We start from the raw sequence: 17,037 nt of genomic DNA, 5'->3' as shown, positions 1-17,037 counted from the left end.
TTAGATAAAATCAGCAAATCCGGTTACGATTCATTAAACCAAGAGGAAAAAAACCTTTTATTCAAACAAGGAAAAAAGAATTCATGAAAAACCTTTCCTTCATAGATAAAGTAATTTTCTTTTTCAATTCACTTGCAGCATTTTTTTTACTTGCTTCATATATCATCCCATTTGTCCCTCCAAAAGTTACGGCAACCGTTTCGGTATTGAGTCTGGGAATGCCAGTACTTATCATTGTTAATATTCTGTTTTTTATATTTTGGATCGTTAGAGTAAAAAAACAATTTTTCTTGTCGCTTTTAATTTTGGCCATCGGTTACCAGCATATCAATGCTTTTGTACAATTCGGAAACAATGAATCAATTAACAAGGATGACTCTATCAAAATAATGTCATACAATGTTCGTTTGTTTAATGCCTATAAATGGTCGAAAAAAAATGACTTGGATAAAAATATTTATGAATTTATCAACGTTAAATCACCAGACATAATCTCATTTCAAGAATACTATCCTAAAAAAGACATTCAGTTGAGGTATCCATATACGTATATTGTAAAAACTAAAAAATCAAGTGCCAGACAAGCTATTTATTCCAAACACAAAATAGTAAACAAAGGTTCTCTAGATTTCAAAAAATCAGGGAACAATTGTATATATGCAGATATAAAAACTAAAAATGACACCATAAGAATTTATAACTTACACTTGCAATCTTTTAGTATCGATAAAAACAAAAATAATTTTGGAGAAAAAGATTCGGAAAAACTATTTCATAAATTTACAAGTAGATTTATAAAACAACAAACACAAGTAGAAAAAATAATAAACCATGCCAAAAACACGCCATACAAAACAATTTTTATGGGGGATTTTAACAACACTGCTTTCTCTTGGGTATACAACCAACTAAGTAAAGATAAAAAGGATACTTTTATTGAGGCAGGTTCAGGGTTTGGGAAATCATTCGACTATATATTTCCATTTCGGATTGATTTTATCCTAACCGATACAAATATTAAAATACAAGAATTTCACACCTACAAAGTTAATTATTCTGATCATTACCCAATAATGACCAGAATAACTCTTTGAAATTAATACATTTGCAAAAACCAAATTATGAAAACATACGATGTTGCAGTTATTGGAAGCGGACCTTCAGGTGCTTCAGCTGCATTAAAATTAGCAGAAAATGGAATTTCTGTAGTACTTATTGAAAAAGAAACACTTCCAAGATATAAAACATGTGGAGGAGGCTTTGTCTATAGAGGAAGAAGACATATGCCTTTTGATGTAAGTTCAGTAGTTGAAAGAGAGTTTAATAAAATTGATATCTATTTTGATAAAGCTGGTATTCATTTAACGTCTGAAAGAGAAGAACCGATTATTAGTATGATCATGCGAGATGATTTTGACAATTTAATTGTTGAAAAAGCAAAAAAAGCAGGAATCACTTTGCTAGAAGATCATAAGTTAAAAGACATGACTTTTGGTGATTCTATCGCATTGCACACTTCTAAGGGAGATATTCAATCTAAATTTGTTATTGCTGCCGACGGAGCTTTGAGTCCAACAGCAAAATTAACTGGTTGGGAAGAAACTAGATATTTAATTCCAGCTTTAGAATATGAAGTAGAAGTATCACCTGAAGATTTTGAGCGACTTTCTAAAGAAGTACGTTTCGATTTTGATGCAGTTCCTTTAGGATATGGTTGGTCTTTCCCTAAAAAGAATCATTTATCTATTGGAGTCGCCTCGGCTCGTAGAACAAAAATTGATCTTAAAAAGCACTACCAAGAGTACTTAAAAACTTTAGGGATTAAAAACATCGTTAACGAGCAATTTCATGGATTTCAAATTCCGGTTACTCCTAGAGAAGATGGATATTTTAGAAAAAATGTATTGTTAGTCGGTGATGCTGCAGGTTTTGCAGATCCTGTAACTGCCGAAGGAATTTCAAACGCAATTTTAACGGGTGTCATGGCAGCAGAATCTATAATTGAAGCGAAACTAGACAGCAAGGAAACTGAAGCATTGTTTGACACTAAATTGAGTAAAGTATTACTTCCTGAGCTTAAAACAGGGGTTTACCTAGCAAAATTATTCTATGAAAATGAAAAGGCTCGTCACTTTCTAATGAAAATGTATGGACCTCGTTTTTGTGAAGCAATGACAGATGTTTTCATGGGAGAGAGATCTTATCCAACTGATATTAAATCTAGAATTGGAGAAAAAATTAAAGGTGCTATTTTCGATAAATTTAAGATTTAAAGTTAATGGAGACCAAAAGACTTAACAAAGCTATTTCAGAAACCGGATATTGTTCTAGACGTGCCGCTGATAAATTAATTGAAGATGGACATGTAAAAGTTAATGGAGAAACTGTTGGTCTTGGTGTTAAAGTAACTTCAAAGGATACAATCATGGTCCATGGCCAATTGATTACCAAAGAAGTTGAAAATATTTATTTAGCATTTAACAAACCTGTTGGTATTACTTGTACTACAGATACAAAAATTAGAGGCAACATCATCACCTACATGAATTATCCGGAAAGAATATTTCCTATAGGTCGTTTGGATAAGCCTAGTGAAGGTTTGATTTTTATGACGAATGATGGAGATATTGTAAATAAAATTTTACGCTCTAAAAACAATCATGAAAAGGAATATATTGTTACTTTGGATAAAAAAATCACAGAGAGTTTCATAAAAAAAATGGGGAATGGTATTCCTATTTTAGATACGATCACTGATAAGTGCTTTGTAGAAAAAATTAATGATTATACTTTTAAGATTATTTTAATGCAGGGTTTGAATCGTCAGATTCGACGAATGTGTGAGTACTTAGGATACGAAGTTAAAAAACTGAAACGAGTAAGAATTATGAATATTCGTTTGAACAATATCAAACCTGGTAAGTACAGGTCTTTTACACGAGCCGAATTACTTACGATTAATAAATTAGTTGGTAATTCCAGTAAAACAGAAGAAGCCTCTTAAAAAGCAAACCCCATTTCAAATTTGAAATGGGGTTTTTGTTTTATTTACTTGCAAACAACTTCACATCTTCCTCGGAAACTTCGGCATCTCCAAGAATCATTAAGCGTTCCACAACATTTCTCAACTCTCTAATATTCCCAGTCCAATCATAATGCTTCAGCAAGTCAATTGCCTTTTGAGAAAAACCTTTGACAGGCAAGCCTTGTTCTCCTGCCAACAATTTTGCAAAATAATTTACCAATAATGGAATATCGCCCCTCCTATCGTTAAGCGCCGGAACTTTGATAAGAATAACCGCTAACCTATGGTATAGATCTTCTCGAAATCTTCCTTCAGCAATTTCTTTTTTCAAGTCTTTATTCGTTGCTGCAACCACACGAACATTTACTTTAATATCTTTATCACTACCTACTCTGCTAATTCTACTTTCTTGCAAAGCTCTCAACACTTTTGCTTGGGCAGACAAACTCATATCCCCTATTTCATCAAGAAATATTGTTCCATTATTCGCAGCTTCAAATTTCCCCGCTCTATCCTTATTCGCTCCAGTAAAAGAACCTTTCACATGACCAAAAAGTTCACTTTCTATCAACTCAGAAGGAATTGCGGCACAATTTACTTCAATCATTGGTGCTTTGGCTCTATCACTTTTCTCATGCAACCAGTGAGCCACTAACTCCTTACCAGTTCCATTAGGTCCAGTCACAAGCACCCTAGCATCTGTAGAGGCAACTTTTTCTATCATCGTTTTGATATGTAAAATAGCATCGCTTTCACCGATCATCTCATACTTTTTACTCACCTTTTTCTTTAAACGAGTATTTTCAACGATAAGATTATTGCTCATCAAAGCATTTCTCACAGTGGTTAGCAAACGATTCAAATCTGGCGGTTTTGAGATATAATCAAATGCTCCCAACCTCATAGTTTCCACGGCAGTATCAAGATCACCATGACCAGAAATCATTATAATCGGAACTTGAGACTCAATTTTCTTTAATTTTTCTAGGACTTCCACTCCATCCATTTTTGGCATTTTGATATCGCAAAGAATCAGATCATACTCTTTCTCCATTACTTTCTCAAGACCAATCAACCCATTCTCAGCCTCTTCTACATGGTAGGCATCATTTTCTTCGCTGATAATTTTAGTCAATACCCTACGTATTGCCGCTTCGTCTTCAATTATTAATATATTACTCATCTAAATGGATTTCCTTTAATAGTTTTCAATATCAAACCTAACAAAACTTTCTCAATTATCTTAATATTTAAGCCATTTGTATAAATCTTTATAGCTAGGTTTTTTACCATACATTAAGATACCTATTTTATAAATTTTCGCTGCAACATATACAATTCCAATAAAGGTAGCAACCAAAACAAACATTGATATCACTATTTCATACCAGGAGACTCCAAATGGAATTCGCATCATCATCACAATGGGAGAAGTAAAAGGTATAATAGAAAAAGTTGTAGCAACAGGTCCATGTGGGTCACTAATTACAGCAGCAAAGCCAACATACACACCTAATATCAAAGGAATGACAACCGGCAACATAAACTGCTGGGTATCCGTCTCACTATCCACAGCAGCACCAATTGCAGCATAAATAGAACTGTACAAAAAGAAACCTGAGATAAAATAAAAAATAAACAGAAAAAACATAGTGATTAGCGGAAGATCTAAGATTTCTCTCACGACCATTATAATTTCATTTAAGTTATCTGCCGATACAGAAACCTTTGCATCTACAATTTGATTAGACTGTATAGTCATAAAATCAATGCCCAAGAAAAAAGAAGCTGCATAGCTAAAAACCAATATTAAAACTCCCCAGATAAAAAACTGTAACAAGCCTGCTAATGCATTACCAATTATTTTCCCCATCAACAGTTGAAATGGTTTTACAGATGAAATAATTACTTCAATAATTCTACTTGTTTTCTCTTCAATTACAGATCTCATAACCGAATTTCCATACACAACGATAAACATCATGATTAGATAGCCAGCGACCATTCCAAGACCAATCTTGATCCCGCTCCCTAATTTTGAAGATTCTCCACCAGAAAAATTAATTTGATGTATGGATACTTGGTAACTTGCAATTTTAATTATCTGTTGTTGAATACCAATAGCCTCCAAATGTGAAAACTTAAGTCTATTCGCTATTTTGCTTTCAATACTTTTAACAAGCATCAAATTAGGAGCATCAACAGAATAAAATTCGATGCTTTCCGATAGTTCTCTCAAATTTTTATATCCAGAAGGCAAAAACAATAACCCGTCATATTTATCTTCTTCAACCAAAACCTTACATTGTTCTAGCCCAACTTGAGTCAAATTAATGTATTGAACCGTTTCTGAACTAATAAAGTCTTTGCTAATCGCTAATTGAGAATTGTCAACGATTACTATCTGCTTAACGCTTGATTCATTTACCTTAGTTAGATACGCAATCAACAACCCCATACCAATTACTAAAAACGGACTTAAAAAAGTAAGAATTATAAAAGATTTATTTCTCACTTTTGTCAGAAACTCTCTCTTTATAATTAGTTTTAATTTTTCCATAATTCTTAATTATTTACAAATTGATTAGAAACAGCATTCATAAATATAGAATTCATGGTTGGAATTTGTTCCAAAAAGTGAGTTACAGAACCTAAAGTCTTTATTTTTTCTAAAAGAGCTTCACTTGATTGAGCTTCTTTTAACTGTACCATAAGGCGCACATCATTATGCAGCGTTTGAAAATTGGCATCTTTTATTTGATAGTCTAGCGATAATTCCTTTTTAAGTTTGTCTCCATACTCTGTTTTTATCCCTATTTCAAACAAATAAGTACGATACTTTTTTTGAAGCTCTACAAGGTTTCCTTCTAATATCTTTTTTGATTTATGGATCAAAACAATATAATCACACATTTTTTCAACAGATTCCATTCTATGAGTAGAAAAAATGATAGTGGCTCCCTTCTCTTTTAACTCTAATATTTCATTCGCGATTAATTCTGCATTCACTGGATCAAATCCACTAAAAGGTTCATCAAAAATCAAAAGTTTTGGTTCGTGTAATACAGTTACAATAAACTGTACTTTTTGTGCCATTCCTTTAGATAGTTCTTGAATTTTTTTATCCCACCAATCCGTTATTCCAAATTTTTCAAACCAAACCAAAAGTTTTTCTTTCGCATCCTCTTTAGACATTCCTTTCAGTCGCGCTAAATACATGGCCTGTTCCCCTACTTTCATAGATTTATACAAACCTCTTTCTTCTGGCAAATAACCTATTTGTGAAATATGACTTTCATTCAACTCTTCACCATCCAAGAGAACCTTTCCTTTATCCGCTAAAACAATTTGATTCAGTATTCTGATCAATGATGTTTTCCCAGCTCCATTTGGTCCCAATAGTCCGAAAACAGCTCCTTTAGGAATTGAAAAAGAAATGTCATCTAAAGCGATATAATCACCATAGAATTTACTCACATTATTTATTTGCAACAATTTTTTGTAATTTAAAGATTGGAATCCAAATATATCAAAAATTAAACCCTCTTTTTATTTAACAGATAATTTTGTTTTCTATCAAATTAAATTCATATATTTACTGTGCATGCATAACATAATTTAATTCATCTTTGTAAATGCCAACAAAAAACAAATCCATAGACCATCATTTAAGAGCCACTTGGCAAGCGGTTGCTAAGATGTATAATGAAGAAGCTGCCACATATGGAAGCACCATGGCTACAGGATTTCTATTACTTAATATAGATTTTGAAAAAGGAACCCCTTCTACTGCTCTTGGGCCAAAAATGGGAATGGAACCCACGAGTTTATCTCGACTTATAAAAAAAATGGAAGAAAAAGGATTGATATACCGAGAAAAAAATCCGGATGACGGAAGAGGTGTATTGATAAAACTTACGGATTTTGGCATTGAAAAAAGAGAAACATCTAAGCAAAGTGTTCTTCAATTCAATGACATGGTCAAGGATAATGTTTCGGACACCAAACTTCAACACTTTTTTGAGGTTACGGAAACCATTCAAGAATTAGTTTCAAAAAAATTAATATTCAATACTAAACAATAAGCAAGTAAATTCAACCAAATGAAAAAGCACATTAAAAAGATTGCCGTTATTGGCTCAGGGATCATGGGATCAGGAATCGCATGTCACTTTGCTAATATAGGAGTGGAAGTACTTTTATTAGACATTGTTCCTAAAGAATTGAACGAAAAAGAAAAGTCACAAGGACTTACTCTTGAATCCAAAGCTGTAAGAAATAGAATTGTCAATAACAGCCTTACTGGTTCCTTAAAATCGAAGCCCTCTCCTATTTATAAGAAAGAATTTGCCTCTAGAATAGAAACGGGAAATTTAGAGGACGATATTGCTAAAATTGCTTCGGTAGATTGGATTATTGAAGTAGTTGTAGAACGCTTAGATATAAAGCAAAAGGTATTTGAATTAATTGAAAAACACAGAACACCTGGTACTATTATAAGTTCAAACACTTCTGGGATTCCCATCAATTTCATGAATGAAGGACGTAGCGAAGATTTTCAAAATAATTTTGCAGTCACTCATTTCTTCAATCCTCCTAGATACTTAAAACTGTTTGAAGTGGTGCCAGGACCTTCCTGTAAACCAGAAATTGTTGATTTCCTCATGGCTCATGGAGAGAAATTTTTAGGAAAAACTTCAGTTCTAGCCAAAGACACTCCAGCCTTTATCGGAAATCGAATTGGTATTTTTGGGATTATGAGTCTTTTTCATATCGTTAAAGAACTTGGACTTACTGTGGAAGAAGTAGATAAGTTAACCGGACCTGTTATTGGTCGTCCTAAATCTGCGACTTTTAGAACTGTAGATGTGGTTGGTTTAGATACTCTTGTTCATGTAGCAGAAGGATTGCATAAAAACTGTCCGAATGACGAAGTACATGACCTATTCGAATTACCAACTTTTGTGAGTAAGCTAATGGAAAACAAATGGCTTGGTAACAAAAGTAAACAAGGATTTTACAAAAAAGTAGTTTCTGAAAAAGGCAAAAAAGAAATTCATGCGCTAAACCTAGATACTTATGAATATTCACTTGCTAAAAAAATAAAATTCAGCACTTTAGAAAACACTAAAACGGTTTCTAATGTAGTAGATAGATTTCCTATCCTGATAAAAGGAAAAGATAAGGCTGGAGATTTTTACCGAAAAACTTTTGCTGCACTATTTGCCTATAGTGCGAATAGAATTCCTGAAATTTCAGATGAACTTTTTAGAATTGATGATGCCATGAAAGCTGGATTTGGTTGGGAACATGGACCTTTCCAAATATGGGATGCTATTGGTGTTGAAAAAGGGATAGAGTTGATAAAAAACGAAGGGCTTCAACTGAACGCCTGGGTTCAAGAAATGTTAGCTTCGGGACAAGGTTCATTTTACACTGTTGCTGAAGGAGTTGAAGACTACTATGATATTCCTTCAAAACAAAACAAGAAAAAGCCTGGACAAGATTCTTTTATTATCTTAAATAACATTAGAGAAAACAGTACCATTTGGTCCAACAAAGAAGCATCCATACAACATTTAGGAGATGGAATTCTAAATGTAGAATTTCAGTCTAAAATGAATACTATTGGTGGTGGTGTTTTACAAGCGATCAATAAAGGAATTGACCTTGCAGAGCAAGAATATGAAGCCGTAATACTAGGGAATCAAGCTGCTAATTTTTCTGTTGGAGCCAATCTTGCTATGGCATTTTTACTAGCCATTGAACAGGAATACGACGAATTGAATATGGCTACAAAATTATTTCAAGATACGGTTATGAGACTGCGCTATTCCTCTGTTCCTACTTTGTTGACTCCAAGAGGAATGACTTTTGGCGGAGCCTGTGAAATGAGTATGCATGTGGATAAAGTTGTGGCCGCTGCTGAAACTTATACCGGGCTTGTAGAATTCGGTGTAGGGATTATTCCTGCCGGGGCCGGAACAAAAGAAATGACTTTAAGGGCTTCAGAAGAGTTCTTAAAAGATGATGTAAAACTTAATCGCTTAAGAGATAGTTTTATCAATATTGCCATGGCTAAAGTTGCTACTTCGGCCCATGAAGCTTTTGACCTTGGATTTTATCAAAAAGGAAAAGACATGGTAGTTGTCAATGAACATAGACAAATTGCAACTGCGAAAAGATATGCCTTGCAAATGCTAGAGGATGGATATACACAACCGACTCCGAAAAAAGTGAAAGTTTTAGGACAACAAGTATTAGGAATGTTTAGAGTTGGAACCGATAGTTTGGAAAAAGGGCATTATGCTTCAGAGCACGATAAAAAAATTGCCAACAAACTTGGATATATCATGGCGGGTGGAGATTTATCTGAACCAAGCTATGTAAGCGAACAGTATTTATTAGATTTAGAAAGAGAAGCCATCTTATCTTTATTAGGAGAAAGGAAAACCTTGGAGAGAATCCAACATACCCTAAAGACAGGAAAACCTTTAAGAAACTAATTCACGCAACTTTCTAACCAATAAAAAAAACAGAAAACATGAAAACAGCATATATAGTACAAGGATATAGAACAGCCGTGGGTAAAGCACCTAAAGGACTTTTTCGTTTTAAAAGACCTGATGAACTGGCTGCAGAAACTATTGAGCATTTATTAAAAAACATCCCTGAACTTGACAAGTCTAGAATTGATGATGTCATTGTAGGAAACGCAATGCCGGAAGCTGAACAAGGGCTTAATATGGGGCGTTTGGTTTCCTTAATGGGATTAAAAATTGACACCGTTGCTGGTATGACGGTAAATAGATATTGTGCATCAGGTTTAGAAACGATTAGTATTGCGGCAGCCAAAATACAATCGGGAATGGCCGACTGTATTATTGCCGGAGGAGTAGAAAGTATGAGTTATATTCCTATGGGAGGATATCGTCCCGTTCCAAATTACAAAGCTGCTGCCGAAGGACATGAAGACTATTATTGGGGAATGGGATTGACAGCAGAAGCCGTTGCAAACCAGTTTAAAGTCTCTAGAGAAGACCAAGATGAATTCGCTTTCAATTCACATCAAAAAGCCTTGCATGCCTTGGATCATAATACTTTTGACGACGATATCGTTCCGATAAATATTGAAGAAATATTTATTGATGACTCAGGCAAAAAACAAACCAAAAGCTATGAGGTAAAAACCGATGAAGGTCCGAGAAGAGGTACTTCCAAAGAAGCCTTGGCTAAATTAAGGCCCGTTTTTGCTGCAGATGGAAGTGTGACCGCAGGAAACTCTTCACAAATGAGTGATGGTGCCGCTTTTGTGATGGTAATGAGTGAGGAAATGGTTAAGGAGTTGAACTTAGAACCCATCGCAAGAATGGTTTCTTTTGCTGTTGCTGGAGTTCCGCCAAAAATTATGGGAATAGGACCTGTGAAAGCAATTCCGAAAGCTTTAGATAGAGCTGGATTGACATTAAACGATATAGACCTTATAGAGTTGAACGAAGCATTTGCTTCTCAATCTTTGGCCGTGATTAGAGAATTAGGTCTAAATCAAGATATTGTAAACGTTAATGGTGGTGCAATATCATTGGGGCATCCATTGGGGTGTACCGGCGCAAAATTATCAGTACAACTTTTTAATGAGATGCGCAGAAGAAAAAACAAATATGGAATGGTTACAATGTGTGTGGGTACTGGACAAGGAGCAGCAGGAGTGTACGAATTCTTAAAATAAACCAAACTACAAACTAAACAAAAACAAAATCATGGGTACTATAAAAGGAGGAGAGTTTTTATTAAAAACGACAAAAGCAGCAGATGTATTTATCACCGAAGATTTTACTGAGGAGCAACAAATGATGAAAGAGTCTGTAAAGGAATTTATCGACAAAGAAGTCTGGCCTCATAAGGAAAGGTTTGAAAAATCAGATTATGCTTTTACGGAAGAAATTATGACCAAAGCTGCGGAAATGGGACTTTTGAGCATCTCTGTTCCTGAACAATACGGTGGAATGGGTATGGGTTTTGTTTCTACAATGTTAGTTTGTGATTATATTTCTGGCTCTAGTGGTTCCTTAGCTACTGCTTATGGAGCCCATACAGGAATCGGAACAATGCCAATCCTTTTATACGGAACTGAGGAACAGAAACAAAAATATGTACCAAAATTGGCAAGCGGTGAGTGGTTTGGATCTTACTGTTTGACGGAACCAGGAGCTGGTAGCGATGCCAACTCCGGGAAAACAAAGGCCGTTTTATCAGAAGATGGAAAACACTATTTAATAAGTGGTCAGAAAATGTGGATTTCCAATGCTGGTTTCTGTAGTTTAATGATTGTTTTTGCCCGTATTGAAGATGATAAAAACATCACCGCTTTTATTGTGGAATACGACCCAGAAAATTCAAATGGAATAACCTTGGGAGAAGAAGAACATAAATTAGGAATCAAAGCCTCTTCCACACGTCAAGTTTTTTACAACGATACAAAGGTACCTATCGAAAACATGCTTTCTGAAAGAGGAAAGGGTTTTAAGATAGCCCTAAACTCCTTAAATGTTGGAAGAATAAAATTAGCGGCAGCCTGTCTAGATGCTTGTAGAAGAGTAGTGACTGAAGCTGTAAAATACGCTAACGAAAGACAACAATTTAAAACTCCTATTTCAAGTTTCGGTGCTATTCAATATAAACTGGCGGAAATGGCCACAAAAACATTTGTAACAGAATCAGGAAGTTATAGAGCCGCCAAAGACATTCAAAATAAAATAGATGAATATATAGCTGCCGGTACTACACATCAAGAAGCTGAACTTAAAGGTGTAGAAGAATATGCTATTGAATGTGCCTTACTAAAAGTGTATGCTTCCGAGGCAGCACAATATGTAACAGATGAAGGAATACAAGTTTTTGGTGGAATGGGATTCTCACAAGACACTCCAATGGAATCAGCATGGCGAGATGCACGTATTGGAAGAATCTATGAAGGGACAAATGAAATAAATCGTTTATTAAGTGTCGGAATGTTGTTAAAAAAGGCTTTTAAAGGTGAATTAGATTTGATTACTCCAGCAATGGCAGTTGCCAACGACTTAATGGCAATTCCTTCTTTTGATACTCCTGATTATTCTAAATTATTCTCTGAAGAAAATGAAATCATTGAGAAATTAAAAAAGACATTTTTGATGATTGCCGGTAAAGCAGTAGAAACTTTTGGAATGGAACTAGAATCTCAACAACAAATTATATCAGCAGCTTCGGATATTATGATTGAAATATATATGGCAGAATCTACGCTTTTAAAAGTGGAAAAACTGGTATCAAAAACTAGTGAATCAGCATGTGAATCGCAAATAGCGATGGCGAAATTGAACCTCTACAATGCGGTAGAAATCATAAACAACAAAGGAAAAGAAGCCATCATTTCTTTTACTACTGGTGACGAGCAAAAAATGCTTTTGATCGGATTAAAGCGATTCACCAAATATGCAAACTATCCAAATATTGTTGCTTTAAGAAAAACAATTGCAGCAAAAATTATCGAAGAAAACCAGTACTCTTTTTAGTTCTAAAATAGTTGATTAGAGAAGAATTATTTATCTTTGCATCAAATATTTTTTATATGAAATTAGCAATAATAACATTTATTTTACTTGCGCTTGCTTTTGCAGGAATTGCAATTAAAATATGGGCTAAAAAAGACGGAAAATTTGCTGGAACGTGCGCAAGTCAGAACTCCAATTTTAATGAAAAAGGAGAGCCTTGTGGTTTTTGTGGTAAAATGCCTGAAGATTGTGAAAACAAATAAATATGCTTGATTATTTATGGATCACATTTTACGTGATCATTTTTTTACAGTGTTTATATTACCTTATTTTTTTAACTCCTCTTTTGGGAGCTAAGCAAAACAACAACAGAAATAGAAACCCTATTTCTGTTGTTGTTTGTGCTAAAAATGAAGCACAAAATTTAAAAAAATTCATTCCTCATTTTCTACAACAAAAATACTCAGCTCCATTCGAAATAGTTCTAATCAACGATCGTTCAACTGATGAAACCGGTGAAATCATTTCTCAATTTGCACAAAACAATAGCAACATAAAAATTGTAAATGTCGAAGAGTGTGAAAATTTTTGGGGCAATAAAAAATATGCTTTGACCCTAGGTATTAAAGCAGCTCAATACGAACATTTATTATTTACGGATGCAGACTGTTATCCAACTAGTGAGAATTGGATAGAACAAATGGCTTCTTGTTTTTCCAAAAAAAAATCAATTGTTCTAGGATATGGAGGATATGAGAAAATTAAAAACTCTTTTCTAAATAAACTAATCCGTTACGAAACAGTATTAACGGCTCTTCAATACTTTTCATATTCCAAAGCAGGCATTCCATATATGGGTGTTGGAAGAAATTTAGCTTATACCAAGAGTGAATTTTTCAAAGTCAATGGTTTTATCAAGCATATTAAAATAAAATCAGGAGACGATGATTTATTTATCAACGAAATTGCGGATAGCTCAAATACCTCAATAAATCTTTCCTTTGATAGTACCACTACTTCCATTCCTAAGAATAGCTTCAAAGACTGGATCCTTCAAAAAAGACGACATATTTCAACGGCTTCACATTACAAGGCGCATCATAAAATTTTATTAGCCACGTTTTATCTTACACAAATAATTACCCTTATCGCTCCTTTTGTTTTGTTGTTTTTTACTGCGGATGTAAAGTTTATTTTGATACCTCTATTCATTCGATATGCTATTTTATTTTTATCCTTCGGATTATTCTCAAAAAAACTGAAAGAAATGGATCTTATTCTATGGATTCCTTTTTTAGAAATATCTCTAATTTTTATTCAATTATATTTATATTTAATAAACCGAATTTCTATTCCCACGAATTGGAAATGATACAAAATATATGGAAAAAGATATTTTAGCTCATATAAAAAATGCCAAACTTGGTGAACAATCTGCATACAAGGCACTTTTAAATCATTATTGGAATGATATTTATAGATTTCAAATGGCTAAAACAAATAATGAAAACGAAGCAGAGGATATCACCATACAAACATTTTCTAAAGCATTTGACAAAATAGATTTATTTGACGAAAAATATAATTTTAAATCTTGGATTTTAACAATATCTCGAAATATACAAATTGACGAGTTTAGGAAAGCCAAAACTCCTACTATTTCCTTGAACAACGACTTAAAGGAGTCTTATGATATTACGGACGAAACCCCATCACCAGAAGATCAATTGATCATTGAACAAAACTTAGCCGAACTGCTAAGGTTTATCAAAAAACTAAAACCTCATTATCAACAAATAATAAACTTACGGTACTTTCAAGAATTATCCTACAAGGAAATCGCTAAGGAACTCGATGAACCATTAAATAATGTTAAAGTAAAATTACTAAGAGCAAAAAAACTTCTTGCTGAAATAATAGCAGAAAGGTAAATACCAATCCTTTAGCAAGGATCCATTTTAAAATTACTTTTTTTGAGGAAAACTATAATATGTCGAATAAAATTGCGTTATTTACACTATACAAATGTTAAGTATTTAGGTATTCCCTCGTAATTTGAGTCTTAATAATAGTATTTCGTAAGGAAATATAATAATTTTGTACTAAGAAAAAGAGTTCATACTAAATTGCATAAGTTTTGTTTAAATTAAATAACTTGAAAAATTATACCCCATTCGTATTATTTATAAGTGTATTGCTTATAAATACAGGAGAGATGTTTGCTCAAGGACCTCCTCCTCCTCCTCCTCCTCCAGGTTTGCCTATTGATGGAGGCCTATTATTCTTAGCTGCATCTGCTTTGGTATATGGAGTTAGAAACATCAAGAAAAACTAGATAATATTATTTCACTATAAGACATAAAAAAACTCCTTAAATAACTTAAGGAGCTTTTTTATGCGTATAACTATATTTTACTTCGCAACATTCACAGCTCTCGTTTCTCTAATAACTGTTACTTTTACTTGACCTGGATAGGTCATATCGTTTTGAATTTTTTGTGAAATTCCGAAAGATAACTCTGCAGCCTTCTCATCGTTCACTTTAGAACTTTCTACAAGAACACGTAACTCTCTACCTGCTTGAATAGCATAGGCTTTTTGTACTCCTGAAAATCCGAAAGCAAGATCTTCTAAATCTTTTAATCTTTGAATATAAGAATCCAATACTTGTCTTCTTGCACCTGGTCTAGCTCCAGAAATAGCATCACATACCTGAACAATTGGTGCGTATAATGTTTTCATTTCGATTTCATCATGGTGAGCTCCAATAGCATTACAAACATCCGGTTTTTCACCGTATTTTTCAGCCCATTGCATTCCTAACAAAGCATGTGGCAATTCTGTTTCCGTATCTGGCACTTTTCCAATATCATGCAGCAAACCAGCTCGCTTCGCAATTTTTGGATTTAAACCTAATTCTGTAGCCATTAAAGCACACAAATTAGCTACTTCTCTCGAATGTTGTAATAAGTTTTGTCCATAAGAAGAACGGAACTTCATTCTACCTACAGTCCTAATCAATTCTGGGTGTAAACCGTGAATTCCCAAGTCTATCACAGTTCTCTTTCCTACTTCAATAATTTCCTGGTTAATTTGTTTTTCAGTCTTCTTAACCACCTCTTCAATTCTTGCTGGATGAATTCTTCCATCAGTAACCAAATTGTGTAATGACAATCTTGCTACCTCTCTTCTTACAGGGTCAAAGCATGATAAAATAATTGCCTCCGGAGTATCATCTACTATAATCTCAACACCTGTAGCAGCTTCAATGGCTCTAATATTTCTACCTTCTCTACCAATAATTCTACCTTTTACATCATCTGATTCTAGGTTAAATACGGATACACAGTTTTCAATAGACTGCTCTACACCCACTCTTTGAATCGTATTCAAAATAATTTTCCTAGCATCCTGCTCTGCAGTAAGTTTCGCTTCTTCCAATATATCTTGAACATAAGACATTGCATCAGACTTAGCCTCATCTTTTAACGACTTGATAAGTTCGGCCTTCGCATCTTCAGCAGATAAACCAGACATAACCTCTAATTGCTCTACTTGTCTTTTGTGAATTTTCTCAACCTCTACTTGCTTTTTATCTAAAAAATCAAGTTTGTAATCATAATCCTTTTGTTTTGCATCTAATTCTTTATTAGATCTTCTGTTTTTATCTATTTCAGAAGCTAACTGAGACTCTTTGTCTCTAATTCTTTTCTCTACATCAACTACTTTTTTCTCTCTAGCCTGAACTACTTTTTCATGTTCCGCTTTCAATTCAATAAATCGTTCTTTTGCTTGAAGAATTTTATCTTTCTTAATAGCTTCAGCCTCTTTATGTGCTGATTTAACTCGGTTTGAAGCAGTTCTTTTAGCTGATTTTATAATCGATGAGCCTTTACGCTTTTGCAAAATATTATTTATCAAAAGCCCAATTACCAGACCAACACCAGCGCCAATCGCTGCTACTACTATTGTTGTTGTTTCCATTTAGTTTAATTATATATATAAAAAACCTACATCAGTTGGTTTATATAAACTCCCAAATAACAAGTTTAGGACTAACTAGAGGCTCAAGTATTCGATCGAATCGACACGCTTTTACAACTAAGACTCATCCTTTTTAATGGAATTGCGTTGAGTTTATCAAACATTAACTAATGTAGGTAGTATTCTCTTATTTTAGAGATTATTTCAAATTTGCATCCAATATAGAATGCATTTTCTCTATTTTCTCTATAGCTTTTTGTTCATTTTCTTGATCTACAATACTTGTAATCTCAAGCTTAGAAGCAAACTGCAAGGCACACATGGCCAACACATCCTGCTTATCACTAACGGCATAATTTTCTTCAAACTTTAAAATCAAATTATTAATTTTTTCTGCCGCTTTTCTGGTTCCCTCCTCCTCTTTTGCACTATTTACATGCAAAGGATAAGTTCTCCCTCCAATCACAACATTGATTTTAACTTTTTCCGCCATTT

Annotated in this window: 16 protein-coding genes and 1 other RNA gene; 11 read left to right on the top strand and 6 right to left on the bottom strand. The window is 33.9% G+C overall.

Going from position 1 to position 17,037, the window contains the following annotated elements:
• Positions 1-83 precede the first annotated feature (83 nt).
• The 3 genes from P8H68_RS11065 to P8H68_RS11055 are packed head-to-tail and all read left to right on the top strand — an operon-like array spanning position 84 to position 3,004.
• Complete coding sequence (locus P8H68_RS11065) at positions 84-1,094, top strand: endonuclease/exonuclease/phosphatase family protein (protein ID WP_300324941.1); 1,011 nt, start codon at positions 84-86, stop codon at positions 1,092-1,094.
• 27 nt (positions 1,095-1,121) lie between these two features.
• Complete coding sequence (locus tag P8H68_RS11060) at positions 1,122-2,273, top strand: geranylgeranyl reductase family protein (RefSeq protein WP_300324939.1); 1,152 nt, start codon at positions 1,122-1,124, stop codon at positions 2,271-2,273.
• A gap of 5 nt (positions 2,274-2,278) precedes the next feature.
• Positions 2,279-3,004: a pseudouridine synthase gene (locus tag P8H68_RS11055; protein WP_300324937.1), complete on the top strand. Its 726-nt coding sequence runs from the start codon at positions 2,279-2,281 to the stop codon at positions 3,002-3,004.
• 40 nt (positions 3,005-3,044) lie between these two features.
• Here the strand turns inward: P8H68_RS11055 and P8H68_RS11050 are convergent, their stop codons facing one another.
• From P8H68_RS11050 to P8H68_RS11040, 3 genes are read right to left on the bottom strand one after another with little or no spacing between them, the layout of a single operon-like run.
• Entirely contained in the window at positions 3,045-4,208 is a 1,164-nt protein-coding gene (locus P8H68_RS11050) for a sigma-54 dependent transcriptional regulator (RefSeq protein WP_300324934.1), read from the bottom strand.
• Positions 4,209-4,268: 60 nt separating this feature from the next.
• On the bottom strand, positions 4,269-5,585 hold the full coding sequence (locus P8H68_RS11045; protein ID WP_300324930.1) for an ABC transporter permease: 1,317 nt from the start codon (positions 5,583-5,585) through the stop codon (positions 4,269-4,271).
• Between the two features lie 5 nt (positions 5,586-5,590).
• Positions 5,591-6,520 (bottom strand): ATP-binding cassette domain-containing protein, encoded by a 930-nt coding sequence (locus P8H68_RS11040; protein WP_300324927.1) that lies wholly within the window; start codon positions 6,518-6,520, stop codon positions 5,591-5,593.
• Positions 6,521-6,660: 140 nt separating this feature from the next.
• On the opposite strand from P8H68_RS11040, the gene P8H68_RS11035 reads away from it, so the two are divergent.
• From P8H68_RS11035 to P8H68_RS11000, 8 genes are all read left to right on the top strand, one after another.
• A complete protein-coding gene (locus P8H68_RS11035; protein WP_300324924.1) occupies positions 6,661-7,110 on the top strand; it encodes a MarR family transcriptional regulator in 450 nt (149 codons plus the stop codon).
• Positions 7,111-7,128: 18 nt separating this feature from the next.
• On the top strand, positions 7,129-9,531 hold the full coding sequence (locus P8H68_RS11030) for a 3-hydroxyacyl-CoA dehydrogenase/enoyl-CoA hydratase family protein (RefSeq protein WP_300324921.1): 2,403 nt from the start codon (positions 7,129-7,131) through the stop codon (positions 9,529-9,531).
• A 38-nt stretch (positions 9,532-9,569) separates the two neighbouring features.
• Positions 9,570-10,754 carry an acetyl-CoA C-acyltransferase gene (locus tag P8H68_RS11025; protein WP_300324918.1) on the top strand — a complete coding sequence of 395 codons (1,185 nt, stop codon included), beginning with the start codon at positions 9,570-9,572 and terminating at the stop codon, positions 10,752-10,754.
• 31 nt (positions 10,755-10,785) lie between these two features.
• The gene (locus tag P8H68_RS11020) at positions 10,786-12,579 is read left to right on the top strand and encodes an acyl-CoA dehydrogenase family protein (RefSeq protein ID WP_300324915.1); all 1,794 of its coding nucleotides are present in this window, start codon (positions 10,786-10,788) and stop codon (positions 12,577-12,579) included.
• A gap of 56 nt (positions 12,580-12,635) precedes the next feature.
• The gene (locus P8H68_RS11015; RefSeq protein WP_300324913.1) at positions 12,636-12,821 is read left to right on the top strand and encodes a membrane or secreted protein; all 186 of its coding nucleotides are present in this window, start codon (positions 12,636-12,638) and stop codon (positions 12,819-12,821) included.
• An 83-nt stretch (positions 12,822-12,904) separates the two neighbouring features.
• Complete coding sequence (locus tag P8H68_RS11010) at positions 12,905-13,930, top strand: glycosyltransferase (RefSeq protein ID WP_366144942.1); 1,026 nt, start codon at positions 12,905-12,907, stop codon at positions 13,928-13,930.
• Positions 13,931-13,940: 10 nt separating this feature from the next.
• Positions 13,941-14,489, top strand: a complete 549-nt coding sequence (locus P8H68_RS11005) for a sigma-70 family RNA polymerase sigma factor (protein WP_300324907.1) — start codon at positions 13,941-13,943, stop codon at positions 14,487-14,489.
• A gap of 224 nt (positions 14,490-14,713) precedes the next feature.
• A complete protein-coding gene (locus P8H68_RS11000) occupies positions 14,714-14,893 on the top strand; it encodes a PID-CTERM protein-sorting domain-containing protein (RefSeq protein ID WP_300324904.1) in 180 nt (59 codons plus the stop codon).
• Between the two features lie 77 nt (positions 14,894-14,970).
• Here P8H68_RS11000 and rny read toward each other — a convergent pair whose 3' ends face one another.
• The 3 genes from rny to P8H68_RS10985 all read right to left on the bottom strand — a co-directional run bounded on the left by rny (position 14,971) and on the right by P8H68_RS10985 (position 17,035).
• A complete protein-coding gene (rny, locus tag P8H68_RS10995; protein ID WP_300324901.1) occupies positions 14,971-16,542 on the bottom strand; it encodes a ribonuclease Y in 1,572 nt (523 codons plus the stop codon).
• Between the two features lie 46 nt (positions 16,543-16,588).
• Positions 16,589-16,695, bottom strand: a non-coding RNA gene (gene ssrS, locus P8H68_RS10990) — 6S RNA.
• 46 nt (positions 16,696-16,741) lie between these two features.
• A complete protein-coding gene (locus tag P8H68_RS10985) occupies positions 16,742-17,035 on the bottom strand; it encodes a cell division protein ZapA (RefSeq protein ID WP_300324898.1) in 294 nt (97 codons plus the stop codon).
• Positions 17,036-17,037 lie beyond the last annotated feature (2 nt).

Origin of the sequence: Flavicella sp. (assembly GCF_029238425.1) — a bacterium.
Classification (GTDB): domain Bacteria; phylum Bacteroidota; class Bacteroidia; order Flavobacteriales; family Flavobacteriaceae; genus Flavicella.
Note: the sequence above shows the minus strand (reverse complement) of the source record. Positions and strands in the feature narration are given on the sequence as shown.